Here is a 12,687-nt window from a genome sequence, read left to right on the forward strand (position 1 = left end):
GACGGCAGGGTCTTGTCGGACGTAGACTCCTGATCGGACCATGAAACGGATAGCCATCCATTTGCTGCTGGCCCTGACCCTGATCCTGCAAGGTACGGTGGGTGCGTTCGCTGCCGTGTCGGCGCAAATGATCGGTCATCATTGCGGCCACGCCACGCCAGCGGGACACGCCGCCGTACTGCCCGACAAATGCCCGTGCTGCCCCGATGGCGTCATGGGCGGCTGCGCGGACGTGTGTACCGCCTGCGGGATGGCGTTCGTCGTACCTGCATTGCTTCGCATCGCAAAGATCGAGCACCTCGTTCCGATTCGGGTGAATGCGGACGCATCCGTGCGCGTTCTCAGCAACGTACCGCCAACACCTCCTCCGATCGCCTGATCTCCTGGCGTATTGAGTGCCGCGCCATATCGGCGTGGTGTGGCGTGCGCATGCACGCATGTTGGTCCGGAGAAGGACATGTCTCGTTTCGTTGGAACCCGCTGGCCAGCGGCGCTGCTGCTGGCTGTTGTCGTGCCGTCGCTGGTCGAGGCAAAACCCATCGCGTTCGCCAACGGCACAACCGTCATGACCGAGTACGGTGCCGGCACGATGGAAGAGGTGCAGGCGTTTTATGCACCGTACTACTGGTTGTCGGCCGGTGCCGGGTATCTGCAGCTCGACAGCGACGAGCGCAACCGCGCGCGCGATATCCGCTACCTGCGCGTGAACTATCTAGTCAAGCGCTGGAACCTCGACGATGCGCAGGCCAACGTGTTTGCCTGGGGTGGTCTGGGCACAGCCACGGGCAATGATTTTCGCGGCAGCCGACTCGACCGCAATGCCGGCTTTCAAGCGGACTACGAAACGCGGCGCGTGTATGTGTCGTTCATGTCCGATCTGCACGAAAGCGACCGCTACTCGCATCGCGTCGACACACTCCAGCTCGGCGTCGCCCCCTACGCGTACGACTACGAGGATCTCGCGACATGGTTCGTCGTGCAGGGAAGGCACTACACCGGCGATCTCCATCGCGGCATGGAATGGGCAGCGCTGTTGCGTTTGTTCAAGGGCGGCGCGTGGGTCGAAGCCGGTGTGACCACCAAAGGCAAGCCGCAAGCCATGATGATGATCAACTTTTGATTTGAGGAATTCACTATGCGTATACCAACACTGTTCCTGGGTTTTTCGGCGCTCATTTTGTCCAGCTTCGCGTCGGCCACGACGATCGAGCTGGACGTCAACGGCCTCGTATGCGCGTTCTGTGCGCAAGGCATCCAGAAGAAGCTGCATGCGATCCCGGCGACCGCCGATGTCGTGGTGAGCCTGGAAAAGAAACTGGTTGCGGTTTCTCTCAGGGACGGACAAGACATTTCAGACGACGACCTGCGACATGCCCTCACTGATGCCGGTTACACAGTGAAGGACATCCGGCACGTCGATGAATCGCTCGACGACGTGCGCCAGCGTCTCAAGACCAAGACGCCATGAGCACGGCCTTCGCGCGCAATATCGGCCTCGCATCGGCGGCGCTGTTCGCCAGTTCCGCCACGCTGGTGTGCTGCGTCCTGCCGGCCGTGATGGTGGCGCTGGGTGCGGGAGCCGCGCTGGCCGGTTTGATCACCGCCGTGCCGCAACTCGTATGGATGAGCGAGCACAAGCCCTGGGTGTTCGGCATCGCCGCTTTGTTGCTTGGCGTTGCCGGACTGGCGCTCTGGCATGCACGTCGATTGCCGTGCCCGGTTGATCCCGTCGCGGCGCGCGCTTGTACGCGGCTGCGCCGCGTCAGCGCCGTGCTCTACATCGTGGCGGTGCTGGCTTTCTGCACCGGTGCTGCGTTCGCATTCCTTTTGCCGTGGCTTGTCAATTTACTCTGACAACCGTGGCGCCGCCGCGCTGCGGTGTGCGGCCAACACCAGCACGTCACGCGGACAAATCAAGACCGATGATCGCGCGAGCGCTTCGCCTCTTCGCGAAACTCGCGCAACTCTCGTATCAGGATTTCGATGTTGACCTCGTTCTTGAGGTTGACCCGGTAGTCGGATTCCGCATTGGCGCGGTCCTTGCGCCCCTGACGATTCTGGCTCATCACGATCAACGGGCCTTGCAGGGCGACCAAGATCCCCAGCAAGAGGTTGAAGAACACGTACGGATACGGGTCGGGTGGCGAGCCCATGAGGACACTGGTGTTCACCAGGCACCAGCCTGCGGTCAACGAGAACAGGATGATGATGAATTTCCAACTGCCGTTCAGCTCGGCGACCTCGTCGGCGAGGCGATCGCTCCAGGAAAGATTCTGCTCGATTTCGGCGTAGGCGTTTCTGGCGGCGCGTGCCGACAGCAGCGAATTGGTTTCGCGCAAACGCTCGCTGATCGTGTGCAGGATCGCCAGCGCCGCGCGCGGGCGGCGATCGAGGAAGCTTTCCAGTGTCGCATGCTGCAATTCGAGCAGAACGGTGTCGGTTACCGCACGGGCGCTGGCGCTGCGTGGCTTCTTGCCGAACATCGACAACTCGCCGAAAAACTTGCCCGGCCCGAGGTCCTGCAGCGAAATCCTGCCGCCCGCGTTCTCGCCCAGATAGATGTTGATCGAACCGTCCTGCACGATATACATCGCACTGCCCATATCGCCCTGGTCGAAGACCTTCTGCCCGGCAGCAAAGGTTCTCGTTACCAGTTCGCTGGCGAGGGCAGCGAGATCCTCGTCCGACAAGCCGTCCAACAAGGCGACCGAACGCAACAGCGGTATGGAGTTCACGACTATCCCCTACGACATCGATGATTGAGGAACGGGTGGAATGCGCACGACGTTGCCGTTTATAGCGGCTTGGCCGGCGCAGGTACAGCAAGCGTGCTGGCGATGAGCGCGTCTTTCTCCGCCCACAGCCCATTGATCCAGTCCTGGAAGCGCGCGCGGAATGGCGCGTCGTTTTCGTAATCGCCACGAATCAGATCGGCCGGTATCGGCAGTTCGCGCACGTGGATGCGGACTTCGCGCACGCGCCCGGCGAGCAGATCCATCACCGTGGGCGGGCCGTCTGCGTAGACAATAGTCACGTCGACGATGGATTGCAGGATTTCGCCCATCGTTTCCAGCACGAAGGCGACGCCACCCGCACGCGGACGCAGCAGATGCGCAAACGGCGAGGCTTGCCGCGCCTGTTTTTCCGGTGTGAAACGCGTGCCTTCGACGAAGTTCATCACCGACACCGGCAAATCGCGAAAGCGCTCGCAGGCGATGCGCGTGGCCTCCTTGTCCTTGCCGCGCAGCTCAGGATGTTGCTCCAGGGTTTCCTTCGAGTAGCGCTGCATGAACGGAAAGTCGAGCGCCCACCAGGCGAGACCGAGCACGGGCATCCATTTTAGCTGTTGCTTGAGAAAGAACTTCAAAAACGGAATGCGCCGGTTGAAGGTACGTTGCAGCACCGGAATATCGACCCAGCTCTGATGGTTGCTGAGCACCAGATACCAACCCTCGCGGTTGAGCGCCTGCGCGCCGCTGGCGGTCCAGCGCGTGCGCGTGAGCAAGGCGAACAGAAAACCGTTCACTGCGATCCACTGCTCGGCGATCGCCACCAGCGCGCGCGAAAGCAGACGGCGGAATCCGGCGATCGGCACCAGCGCCTTGATCACCGCCAGGGCCAGCAGTACCGCGGAGTGCGCAAGGACATTCAGCGCCACCAGCAGGAGCGCCAGCGGCAGGCGGATGAATGTCGGCAGAAAAGTCAGCATGGAATGAGTCGGGGAGCGCCGATCGCCATTGTAGATGCAACGGCCGTCGGCAATGCGCTTGTACCATCCGTTGCACACGGGCCCCTCCCCCTTGATGGGGGAGGGGTTGGGGAGAGGGTGACGCCTGCACAGCAGGCGCTGCGCGCCACCCTCTCCCACAAGGGGAGAGGGGAAACAGCCATCCGCGTCGTGCTACTTACTGACTTCTGAGTAAACTTCGCGCTCCCGCAGCAAAGGTGCCGTCCGGCAATGCGTCTGAACAAACACATCGCCGAAACCGGATTCTGTTCGCGCCGCGAGGCCGACCGGCTGATCGCCGACAAACGCGTCATGCTCAACGGCAAACCCGGCGGCATCGGTAGCCAGGTGGGGGAGGGCGACGAAGTCCTGATCGATGGTCAGCCGCTGCTGCCGCGCCGCGCGGCGGGTTCCGGGCGTCGGCATGTGTATATCGCCCTGTACAAGCCGGTCGGTGTTACCTGCACGACGGAACACGACGTCAGGGGCAATATCGTCGACTTCGTCGATCATCGTGAGCGCATTTTTCCGATCGGACGTCTCGACAAGGATTCCGAAGGTCTGATCCTGCTCACCAGCAACGGCGATATCGTCAACGAAATCCTGCGCTCGGAAAACGCCCACGAAAAGGAATACCTGGTCGGCGTCAACAAGGCCGTGACGCCGGAGTTTCTCACCGGCATGGCGCGCGGTGTGCGCGTGCACGGGCAGATCACCAAGCCGTGCAAGACCGCGCGGATCGCCAAGTTCGGCTTCCGCATCGTGCTCACGCAAGGCCTGAACCGGCAGATCCGCCTGATGGCCGACGCGTTCGGCTATCGCGTCACCCAGTTGCGCCGCGTGCGCATCGTCAATATCAAACTCGGCGCGCTGAAAGTCGGCCAGTGGCGCAATTTGACCGAACTGGAATTGCGCGGGCTATTGCCGCAGCGCACGCAGTGGTGACGCCGTTCAGTGCACGGGTCTCGTGGCTTTCTTGGCGGCTTTTTCGGCGCGCTTTTCCTTCATGTTCTTGGCAGGTTTTTTCTTGGCGTCTTTCTTCTGGTTCATGCCTTTGCTCATGATCTTCTCCTCGCAAGTACGTCGATGATTTGGCTGCGGCCGGCGCAGCTTGCCCCATCTTACTTCGGCAACGCAATACGGGCCAAGTCACGCGAGCGTTTCAGAGGTCGCGGTCGTCGCCACGAGACAGCGCGCGCCAGCCCTCGGCACCGAGCGTGCGCAGGGTTTGGATATTGCGCCGATAGATTTCGTCCGGGTCGGCGATTGATTCCAGCGCACGCTCGATACTCGCTTCGCGCAGCAGGTGCAGGATCGGGTAGGGCGAGCGGTTGGTATAGTTCTCCACCGCGTTCTCGACTGCGTCGGCAAATTGGTAGTCGGGATGAAAGCTGGCGATTTGCAGTTCGCCTTCGAGTCCGAGCGCACGCAAGGCTTCGTCCGCGTCGTCGAGGAAATCGTTGTAGTCGAGGAAGTCGGCCAGCACGTCGGGATGGATCAGCAGCGTGGTTTCGCAGATCTGCGGATCCGCGGCGCTCAGTGCGACGAGTTCCTCGCGCAGGTCGGCCAGCAGCGCATCCTCGTCCTGCGCGCGGCTGACGCGAAAGCGCACGCGTTGCTGCACGAACGGTGCGCGCGCGAACGGGCAGAGGTTCAGGCCGATCACCACGCGCTCCAGCCAACGCCGCGTGGCGCGGATGATTTGCGCGTCCGCCGCTTGCGCATCCGGCGACGGATCGCTCACCGCATCAGATCCGTGCCACACGGAAATTGCGGCCCTTGATCTTGCCCGCGCGCAACCGATTGAGCGCCTTGTCGGCGACTGCCCTGGCGATCGCGACGTACGAACGCGTAGCGAACACGTCGATCTTGCCGACTGACGTACCGGGCAGGCCGGCGTCGCCGGTCAAGGCGCCGAGAATATCGCCGGGCCGCATCTTGTCGCTGCGGCCGCCGTCGATGCGCAGCGTCACCATCGCGGCCTGCAGCGCGTTCGCCGCACTCGTGTTGAGAGGCGGAAGTTTGTGCCAGATCAGTGGCGCGCCCTGTTGTTTCTCCAGGGCGATCGCGCGCGGCATCTCACGCGGCGTACACAGGCTGATGGCCAAACCGGTGCGGCCGGCGCGCGCGGTGCGTCCGATGCGATGCAGATAGATGTCCGGATCCGGCGGCAATTCGTAGTTGATCACCGCGGCCAATTCCTTGATGTCGAGGCCGCGCGCGGCCACGTCGCTGGCAACGAGCACGCTGCAACTGCGATTGGCGAAACGCACCAGCACTTCGTCGCGGTCGCGCTGCTCGATATCGCCATGCAGGGCGAGCGCGGAAATGTTGAATTCGGCCAGTGCCTCGACCACGCTTTCCGTATCGCGCCGCGTATTGCAGAACACCACACTCGACTCGGGGCGATGCTGAAGCAGCAAAGCGGCGAGCGCTGCCGGTTTGCGCGCCAGATCGATTTCGAAGAACAACTGCTCGATCGCAGGCTGCTCGACATCGCCGGCGACAGTCACTTCGAGCGGATCGCGCAGCGTGCTTTTTGCGATCGCGCGAATTGCGTCGGGATACGTTGCAGAAAATAACAGGCTCTGACGCTTCGGCGGAGTCTTGCCGACGATCTCGCGGATCGGTTCCTCAAAGCCCATATCGAGCATGCGGTCGGCTTCGTCGAGCACCAGCGTGCCGACCTTGCTCAGGCTCAGCGCATGCTTGCGCAGCATTTCCTGGACGCGCCCCGGCGTGCCGACGACGACATGCGAATCCTTGCGCAGCGAGGCCAATTGCGGGCCGAGCGCAACACCGCCGGTGAGAATCAGCACCTTCAAATTCGCAATGCCGATCGCCAGCCGGCGGATTTCCTTGGCGACCTGATCGGCGAGTTCGCGCGTCGGACACAGCACCAGGGCTTGTGTCTTGATCAGCGCCGGATCGAGGCGATACAGCAGCCCAAGGCCGAATGCGACGGTCTTGCCGCTGCCGGTCGGCGCCTGCACGATCAGATCGCGCCCGCTCAGGATTGACGGCAGGCTTTGTGCCTGCACCGGCGTCATCTGCGTGTAATTCAGCGCATCGAGCGCCTGCAGCAGGGCGGGCGGAAGCGGCAGCGATGTAAATTCGGTCATGCGCAATGATCGCATTTTCGCTGTGAATGCGGTGCCTCAGCGAACCGATTCATGGATATGGATATCCGTTCGCGCTGAGCGTAGCTTGCGTAGCAAGCGAAGTCGAAGTGCTGCTCATCTGCCCTTCGACTTCGGCGCGGCGCGCCTGCGCTCAGGGCGAACGGCCAACCGACAACTCAATCAAAGCGTCGGCGTATCGTCATGCAGCATCGCGTGGCGCACGATCTTGATCGGCGCAAACCCCTGCTGCATGAAGCTGTCGTGGAACTGTTTGAGATTGAAAGCCGCACCCTGTTTCGCCTGCACATCGGCGCGCAGCTTGAGAATCTGCAACTTGCCGAGCGTGTAATACAGATAGGTCGGGTCGCTGGTGCCGCGCTTGGTTTCGACCGTACCCACCGTGCGCGATTGGTAACCTTCCTTGACGAAGAAATCCACCGCCTGATCGAAGCTGAACTGGCCGGTGTGTAATTTTATACCGACGATGAAACGCGCGTTGCGCAGCAGCGCATCCTGCAACTGTCCGAGACGCAGGAATTTCTGCTGACGTGCGTCGTTCGGAAACAGCGACTGGGCGAGGCCTTCGTCGAGCATCATCTGCTCGCAGTAATGCGCCCAGCCTTCGACATTGGTATTGGCGCCAAGCAGCTTGCGCACGCGGTCGTGGATGTTCTGCATCCACAGGAACTGGATGTAGTGACCGGGATAGGCTTCGTGCGCGGCGACCACGGTAATCACCGGATAGCTGAACTGGGCCATGAATCCGTCGACGCGCTTCTTGTCCCAGCTCTTTTCCGGCAGGGTGACATTGAAGTACGCCTCTTTCGCCACGGTCTCGTACGGCCCCGGCGTGTCCATCGAAGCGAACGTGGTCGCGCGCATAAACGGCGGTGTCTCCTCAAGGATCGGACGCACCTGCGAGGGGATCGTGATGATCTGCTTGTCGTCGATGAATTTGATCAAGCCGTCGAACGTGCTGCGAAACGTATCGAGCAGTTTCGCCGGATCCGGATGATTGGCAGCGAGTTCGGCCAGCACTTGCCGTGGCGTCTTTTTCGGGTCCACTTCCTTGGCGATTCTGGCGAATTCGGCCTGGTTCGCGCGCAAATTGGCCATATCGATCGCGACGAGTTTGTCGAGCGGGATATCGACCATTTCGTCGTCGTGCAATTTCTTCGCGTAGGTGTCCGCGCCGAGTTTGAAGTCGCCGTTCGACTTCGGCAGCACGTCTTTCTTCAGCCAGGCTTCGTATTCGGCCAGCGCCTTGATCACGGCGCCATTGGATTCGGCGAATTGCTGCTTGAGCGTCGCGTCAGTGACGTCGGCGAATGCAGCCGGCACGTCGTTCCTGAAAAACTCGACCAGACCGGGCAATTGTTCGAGCGCGATATCGGTGTAGATCTTCGGCGGATTTTTCAGGTTTGCGCGCGCCGCGGCGAGGGCGGCAGGCATCTGTTTTTCGCGCGCGATCAGCAGGCGCAGCCGCTCGGGCGGCGGTGCGAACTTACGCTCCATGATCGAGAACGCGCTGTTGGTGATGCCGCTGGAATAAGTGTCGGGATTTTTCTCCCACGGCCGGATCGTCTGCAGCGTGAGCAGGTTGCTGTGGATGTAGTTGAGCACCAGATCGCGATCGCCACGGGTCATTTCGTCCAGCGTTTGCGCATCGATCGCGCCGAAGCGCGCGTCGAATTTCTGCAGCGCGGCGATCTCGCGGTCGATCTGCGCGCGCGAATAGTCTTCGAGCTTGTCGTCGTAGCGATGAATGCCGCTCAATGTGGCCTGAGTAGGATTGTTCGGAAAATAGTAGCTGTCGAAAAATTCGTCCGCGAGCGCGCCGAAGGAGGACACGGCTTGTGCGGGTGGCTTGGGCGCGTCGGCAAATGCAGGCAGCGTTGCGCACAGGGCGAGCAGGGCGCCGACCAGCAGGGTTTTGTTGAACGACTTCGACATGTATTGATCTCCGGGTCGATACGAGCGAGGTAACGAGATTGAAAAGTATACTATGCGATGAAGAAATGCGAACGCATGTCTGTTGCAGACAATAAAAAACCCGCCAGGCTGCGGGTTTTCAGGGGTCCCTGGATGACCAGGGACGGTCAGAACAATGCATATGGTGCCCGAGGGGGGACTCGAACCCCCACAGCTTTCGCCGCTACCACCTCAAGGTAGTGCGTCTACCAATTCCGCCACCCGGGCAATTTTTGTTGCAGACCGTTGATGATACCGGCTGATTCGCGGCCGGCAAAATCGACGTTCAGTGCTTTTTCGGTTCCGCCGGCTTCGCGGCAGGCGCTTCGTTCTTTGCGGCGCCGTCGGCCGGTGCCGGCGTAACCTGCACAGGCGCTGCGGGTACGTCGCTGGCGGGTGCCGCAGCAGCTGCCGCGGTCGGAGCCGCCGCCGCCGGCACATCGCCTTTCGCGGGCGCAGCCGCCGCGCCGTTTGCGGCGGGTACTTCGACACCACTCATTACGCCCAGATCGTCCGCAGGCTTGGCCGTGACCGCGTTGCCCAGATACCAGGCCATCGTCAGGCTGAGCAGGAAGAACAGGGCGGCGAGGACCGCCGTGCTGCGCGACAGAAACGTGGTCGCGCCGCGCGCGCCGAATACCGTAGCGGACGCGCCGCCACCGAAGCCCGACCCGGCATCGGCGCCGGAACCGCGCTGCAGCAGGATCAGGGCGATCATGGCGATCGCGACCAATACATAAACGATGTTGAAGAGATTCAGTATCATGGTTTAAACCTGTGGATCACGACCGCGCGGCTGCGCAGATCGCGAGGAAATCCGAAGCCACGAGCGAAGCGCCGCCGATCAGGCCGCCATCGATGTCCGCTTGCGCGAACAGCTCGGCCGCATTGCCCGGCTTGACGCTGCCGCCATAAAGGATTCGGAGCGAGCCCGCAATTATAGCATTGGCCTCGGCTATTTTGCCACGGATAAAGGCGTGCATTTCCTGAGCCTGCGCCGGACTGGCCGTGCGGCCCGTGCCGATCGCCCAGACTGGTTCGTAGGCGACGATCGCACGTTCGAATACGCCCACTCCAGCGGCGGCCAGGACCGCACCGACCTGTTCGGCGACGACCACAAAGGCCTGGCCGCGATCGCGTTGTTCGGCGGTTTCGCCAATGCACAGAATCGGGATCAAACCTGCGGCTTGCGCCTGAGCGAATTTCTCGGCGACGCAGAATGCGTTCTCGCGATGCATGATGCGTCGCTCGGAGTGTCCGACCAGCGTATGCGTGGCGCCGGCGTCGCGGACCATCGCCGCGGCGGTCTCGCCGGTGTAGGCGCCCTGCGCATGCTCGCTGACGTCCTGGGCGCCGAAGATCAGCCCGGTCCGCGCGTACTGCGCAGCCAGTTCGGTGAGCAGGATCGCCGGCGGGAAAATGCCGATTTCGACATCCGCCGCGTTGCTGCGGCCGGCCGCAATCGCATCGACGAGTTCGCGGGCGAACGTGCGCGAGCCGTGCATTTTCCAGTTTCCGGCAACCAGCTTGCGGCGCGACATGGGCGATCCCCTCGTTTGTTTGAATGCATGCGGGCATGCAGGGTAGCGACGCGCAGTAGCGGCCTGCAACCGCCCGGCGCCAGTGTGCCATTGCCGGGATCGAGACGGTACGAGCCAACAGGAAGCCCACTTGGCACAGGTTGCTGCGTTGCGCAACCGTTGGCAAGCAGCGATGCGGGGCCGTATCATGTAGTGGTCCATGCAAGCCGTCGTTTATCTGCCCCGCAGATCGTCGCGCGGCACCCGTATTTCCAATGGCCGTGCCCATGCACGGCCGCTGCTGCGTCAAGGAGGCGCGGAGGCTGCCAGTGCTCGCTGAATATCTGCCGATCCTGTTGTTCCTCATCGTCGCCGGTGGCATTGGCGTGGCGCTGCTTGCGATTGGCGCGGTTCTGGGCCCGCGCAGCACGAACCGGGACAAGGCCGAGGCCTACGAATGCGGTTTCGAGGCATTTGAGGACGCGCACCTGCCGTTCGACGTGCGTTATTACCTGGTCGCGATCCTGTTCATTATCTTCGATCTGGAAATCGCGTTCCTGTTTCCGTGGGCCGTGGTGTTCAAGCAGATCGGTATCGTCGCGCTGGTCGAGATGGCGATGTTCCTCGCCCTGCTGCTTTTGGGATTTGTATACTGCTGGAAAAAGGGCGCGCTCGAATGGGAATAGTGATGATACGCGCGGGTGCAGCGCGCGCCCTTTCCCTCACCCTTTGCCCTCCCCCGCGAGCGGGGGAGGGGAGCGTTCGGTGTCGCGCTGCGCGCGACGAATGGGTTTCGATAGCATCCATGCCGGGGGCGCTCGAATGGGGGTGATGATCTCCGCGGCTGCGGTAGCGCGCGCCCTTTCCCTCACCCTTTGCCCTCCCCCGCGAGTGGGGGAGGGGAGCGTTTGGTGTCGCGCTGCGCGCGACGAATGGTTTTTGATGGCATCCATGCCGGGAGCCTTGGAATGGGAGTGACCGACACCACCGTCACCAAGAACCTGTTCCACAATCCGGTGCCGACCGGACCGGTCGAGGATATCCTGCGTCCGGGCGCCGACAATCCGTTGCTCGAGCGCGGCTTCGTCACCGCGTCGCTCGACAGCCTGATCAACTGGGCGCGCACCGGCTCGATGTGGCCGATGACCTTCGGCCTTGCCTGCTGCGCGGTCGAGATGATGCATGCGGGCGCGGCGCGAATCGATCTGGATCGCTACGGCGTCGTGTTCCGGCCGAGTCCGCGCCAATCCGATGTGATGATCGTCGCCGGCACCCTGGTCAACAAGATGGCGCCGGCGCTGCGCCGCGTCTACGACCAGATGCCCGATCCGAAATGGGTGATCTCGATGGGCTCCTGCGCCAACGGTGGCGGCTACTATCATTATTCCTATGCGGTGGTGCGCGGTTGCGACCGCATCGTGCCGGTCGACATCTATGTGCCGGGCTGCCCGCCGACTGCCGAAGCGCTGGTCTACGGCATTCTGCAATTGCAGAAGAAGATTCGTCGTAACGACACAATCGGCAAGAACAAGCTGCCGCGGAACACGATCGCGCGCTCAGCCATATGACCGATCCCGCAACGACCACCTTGGCGCAAAAGATCGGCGCGCAGCTCGGCGACAAGATCGTCGCGGTGAGCGAGGCGCTGGGCGAGACCACGGTCGAAGTCCTGCCGGAGAATTGGCTCGCCGTGGCACGCGCGCTGCGCGACCGTGATGAGTTTCATTTCGAACTGCTGGTCGATGTCAGCGGCGTGGATTATTTGAGCTACGGCCAGGTCGAGTGGGACACCACCGATGTATCGGCAACGGGTTTTTCGCGCGGTGTGGAAGGCGAGGGACCGGGGCGCTTCCAGTGGTCCAACCGGCCGCTGGTCGGCGCGGGCGGACACAAGCGTTTCGTCGCAGTTGCGCATTTGCTTTCGATCAAGAACAACCAGCGCGTGCGCATCCGCTGTCACGCGCAGGACGACGCGCTGCCCGTGGTGCCGTCGCTGACCGATCTGTGGCCCGGTGCGAACTGGTTCGAGCGCGAGGCGTTCGATCTGTTCGGCATCGTGTTCGAGGGCCATCCGGATCTGCGCCGCATCCTCACCGACTACGGTTTCGTCGGCCATCCGTTCCGCAAGGATTTCCCGCTGATCGGCAATGTCGAAGTGCGCTACGACGAAACGCTCAAACGCGTGATCTACGAGCCGGTGACCTCGGTCGAGCCGCGCGTCCTCGTGCCGCGCACCGTACGCAACGATTCGCGCTATGACCAAGCGCAAGCCGAATCCGCTTTGGGCAAGAAATGAAAGAGACAAGACTGAACCGCGGAGAACACGGAGAACACGGAGAGAATCAAA

At 62.2% G+C, this 12,687-nt stretch carries 15 protein-coding genes and 1 tRNA gene; 8 read left to right on the forward strand and 8 right to left on the reverse strand.

The annotated features are described in order from the left end of the window. Nucleotides 1-40 precede the first annotated feature (40 nt). The 4 genes from VIE67_RS03850 to VIE67_RS03865 all read left to right on the forward strand — a co-directional run bounded on the left by VIE67_RS03850 (nt 41) and on the right by VIE67_RS03865 (nt 1,854). Nucleotides 41-379: a hypothetical protein gene (locus VIE67_RS03850; RefSeq protein ID WP_332023445.1), complete on the forward strand. Its 339-nt coding sequence runs from the start codon at nt 41-43 to the stop codon at nt 377-379. A gap of 78 nt (nt 380-457) precedes the next feature. Continuing rightward, on the forward strand, nt 458-1,120 hold the full coding sequence (locus VIE67_RS03855; protein ID WP_332023447.1) for a hypothetical protein: 663 nt from the start codon (nt 458-460) through the stop codon (nt 1,118-1,120). A gap of 15 nt (nt 1,121-1,135) precedes the next feature. Continuing rightward, nucleotides 1,136-1,468 carry a heavy-metal-associated domain-containing protein gene (locus VIE67_RS03860; RefSeq protein ID WP_332023449.1) on the forward strand — a complete coding sequence of 111 codons (333 nt, stop codon included), beginning with the start codon at nt 1,136-1,138 and terminating at the stop codon, nt 1,466-1,468. Then, nucleotides 1,465-1,854, forward strand: a complete 390-nt coding sequence (locus tag VIE67_RS03865; protein ID WP_332023451.1) for a hypothetical protein — start codon at nt 1,465-1,467, stop codon at nt 1,852-1,854. Before VIE67_RS03860 ends, VIE67_RS03865 begins: the two co-directional genes overlap by 4 nt. Nucleotides 1,855-1,913: 59 nt before the next feature. On the opposite strand, the gene VIE67_RS03870 is transcribed toward VIE67_RS03865, so the two are convergent. Both VIE67_RS03870 and yihG read right to left on the reverse strand, forming a co-directional pair. Further along, entirely contained in the window at nt 1,914-2,735 is an 822-nt protein-coding gene (locus tag VIE67_RS03870; RefSeq protein ID WP_332023453.1) for a DUF1003 domain-containing protein, read from the reverse strand. 59 nt (nt 2,736-2,794) lie between these two features. Next, nucleotides 2,795-3,709, reverse strand: coding sequence for a 1-acylglycerol-3-phosphate O-acyltransferase, YihG family (yihG, locus tag VIE67_RS03875; protein ID WP_332023455.1), 915 nt, complete (start codon nt 3,707-3,709; stop codon nt 2,795-2,797). A gap of 249 nt (nt 3,710-3,958) precedes the next feature. On the opposite strand from yihG, the gene VIE67_RS03880 reads away from it, so the two are divergent. Further along, complete coding sequence (locus VIE67_RS03880; RefSeq protein WP_332023456.1) at nt 3,959-4,672, forward strand: pseudouridine synthase; 714 nt, start codon at nt 3,959-3,961, stop codon at nt 4,670-4,672. A gap of 217 nt (nt 4,673-4,889) precedes the next feature. Here the strand turns inward: VIE67_RS03880 and VIE67_RS03885 are convergent, their stop codons facing one another. The 6 genes from VIE67_RS03885 to tpiA all read right to left on the reverse strand — a co-directional run bounded on the left by VIE67_RS03885 (nt 4,890) and on the right by tpiA (nt 10,361). Next, nucleotides 4,890-5,471, reverse strand: coding sequence for a DUF1415 domain-containing protein (locus VIE67_RS03885; RefSeq protein WP_332023458.1), 582 nt, complete (start codon nt 5,469-5,471; stop codon nt 4,890-4,892). A 4-nt stretch (nt 5,472-5,475) separates the two neighbouring features. After that, a complete protein-coding gene (dbpA, locus tag VIE67_RS03890; protein ID WP_332023460.1) occupies nt 5,476-6,849 on the reverse strand; it encodes an ATP-dependent RNA helicase DbpA in 1,374 nt (457 codons plus the stop codon). A 180-nt stretch (nt 6,850-7,029) separates the two neighbouring features. Further along, nucleotides 7,030-8,802 carry a DUF885 domain-containing protein gene (locus tag VIE67_RS03895; protein WP_332023461.1) on the reverse strand — a complete coding sequence of 591 codons (1,773 nt, stop codon included), beginning with the start codon at nt 8,800-8,802 and terminating at the stop codon, nt 7,030-7,032. A gap of 161 nt (nt 8,803-8,963) precedes the next feature. Continuing rightward, nucleotides 8,964-9,048 (reverse strand) — tRNA-Leu (locus tag VIE67_RS03900). 58 nt (nt 9,049-9,106) lie between these two features. Further along, complete coding sequence (gene secG, locus VIE67_RS03905) at nt 9,107-9,586, reverse strand: preprotein translocase subunit SecG (protein ID WP_332023463.1); 480 nt, start codon at nt 9,584-9,586, stop codon at nt 9,107-9,109. Nucleotides 9,587-9,602: 16 nt separating this feature from the next. Beyond that, nucleotides 9,603-10,361: a triose-phosphate isomerase gene (gene tpiA, locus VIE67_RS03910; RefSeq protein ID WP_332023465.1), complete on the reverse strand. Its 759-nt coding sequence runs from the start codon at nt 10,359-10,361 to the stop codon at nt 9,603-9,605. Nucleotides 10,362-10,669: 308 nt separating this feature from the next. On the opposite strand from tpiA, the gene VIE67_RS03915 reads away from it, so the two are divergent. From VIE67_RS03915 to VIE67_RS03925, 3 genes are all read left to right on the forward strand, one after another. Beyond that, a complete protein-coding gene (locus VIE67_RS03915) occupies nt 10,670-11,026 on the forward strand; it encodes an NADH-quinone oxidoreductase subunit A (protein WP_332023467.1) in 357 nt (118 codons plus the stop codon). Nucleotides 11,027-11,308: 282 nt separating this feature from the next. Further along, on the forward strand, nt 11,309-11,908 hold the full coding sequence (locus VIE67_RS03920) for a NuoB/complex I 20 kDa subunit family protein (protein WP_332023468.1): 600 nt from the start codon (nt 11,309-11,311) through the stop codon (nt 11,906-11,908). Further along, nucleotides 11,905-12,636, forward strand: a complete 732-nt coding sequence (locus VIE67_RS03925; RefSeq protein ID WP_332023470.1) for an NADH-quinone oxidoreductase subunit C — start codon at nt 11,905-11,907, stop codon at nt 12,634-12,636. Before VIE67_RS03920 ends, VIE67_RS03925 begins: the two co-directional genes overlap by 4 nt. The last annotated feature ends 51 nt before the right edge of the window (nt 12,637-12,687 follow it).

Origin of the sequence: Rudaea sp. (genome assembly GCF_036560865.1) — a bacterium.
Classification (GTDB): Bacteria; Pseudomonadota; Gammaproteobacteria; order Xanthomonadales; family Rhodanobacteraceae; genus Rudaea.

What these genes read in the sequence shown, in the direction of transcription:
- VIE67_RS03850 (WP_332023445.1), top strand. Translation starts at nt 41, where the DNA reads ATGAAACGGATAGCCATCCATTTGCTGCTGGCCCTGACCCTGATCCTG.
- VIE67_RS03855 (WP_332023447.1), top strand. Translation starts at nt 458, where the DNA reads ATGTCTCGTTTCGTTGGAACCCGCTGGCCAGCGGCGCTGCTGCTGGCT.
- VIE67_RS03860 (WP_332023449.1), top strand. Translation starts at nt 1,136, where the DNA reads ATGCGTATACCAACACTGTTCCTGGGTTTTTCGGCGCTCATTTTGTCC.
- VIE67_RS03865 (WP_332023451.1), top strand. Translation starts at nt 1,465, where the DNA reads ATGAGCACGGCCTTCGCGCGCAATATCGGCCTCGCATCGGCGGCGCTG.
- yihG (WP_332023455.1), bottom strand. Translation starts at nt 3,709, where the DNA reads ATGCTGACTTTTCTGCCGACATTCATCCGCCTGCCGCTGGCGCTCCTG.
- VIE67_RS03880 (WP_332023456.1), top strand. Translation starts at nt 3,959, where the DNA reads ATGCGTCTGAACAAACACATCGCCGAAACCGGATTCTGTTCGCGCCGC.
- dbpA (WP_332023460.1), bottom strand. Translation starts at nt 6,849, where the DNA reads ATGACCGAATTTACATCGCTGCCGCTTCCGCCCGCCCTGCTGCAGGCG.
- VIE67_RS03895 (WP_332023461.1), bottom strand. Translation starts at nt 8,802, where the DNA reads ATGTCGAAGTCGTTCAACAAAACCCTGCTGGTCGGCGCCCTGCTCGCC.
- secG (WP_332023463.1), bottom strand. Translation starts at nt 9,586, where the DNA reads ATGATACTGAATCTCTTCAACATCGTTTATGTATTGGTCGCGATCGCC.
- tpiA (WP_332023465.1), bottom strand. Translation starts at nt 10,361, where the DNA reads ATGTCGCGCCGCAAGCTGGTTGCCGGAAACTGGAAAATGCACGGCTCG.
- VIE67_RS03920 (WP_332023468.1), top strand. Translation starts at nt 11,309, where the DNA reads ATGGGAGTGACCGACACCACCGTCACCAAGAACCTGTTCCACAATCCG.
- VIE67_RS03925 (WP_332023470.1), top strand. Translation starts at nt 11,905, where the DNA reads ATGACCGATCCCGCAACGACCACCTTGGCGCAAAAGATCGGCGCGCAG.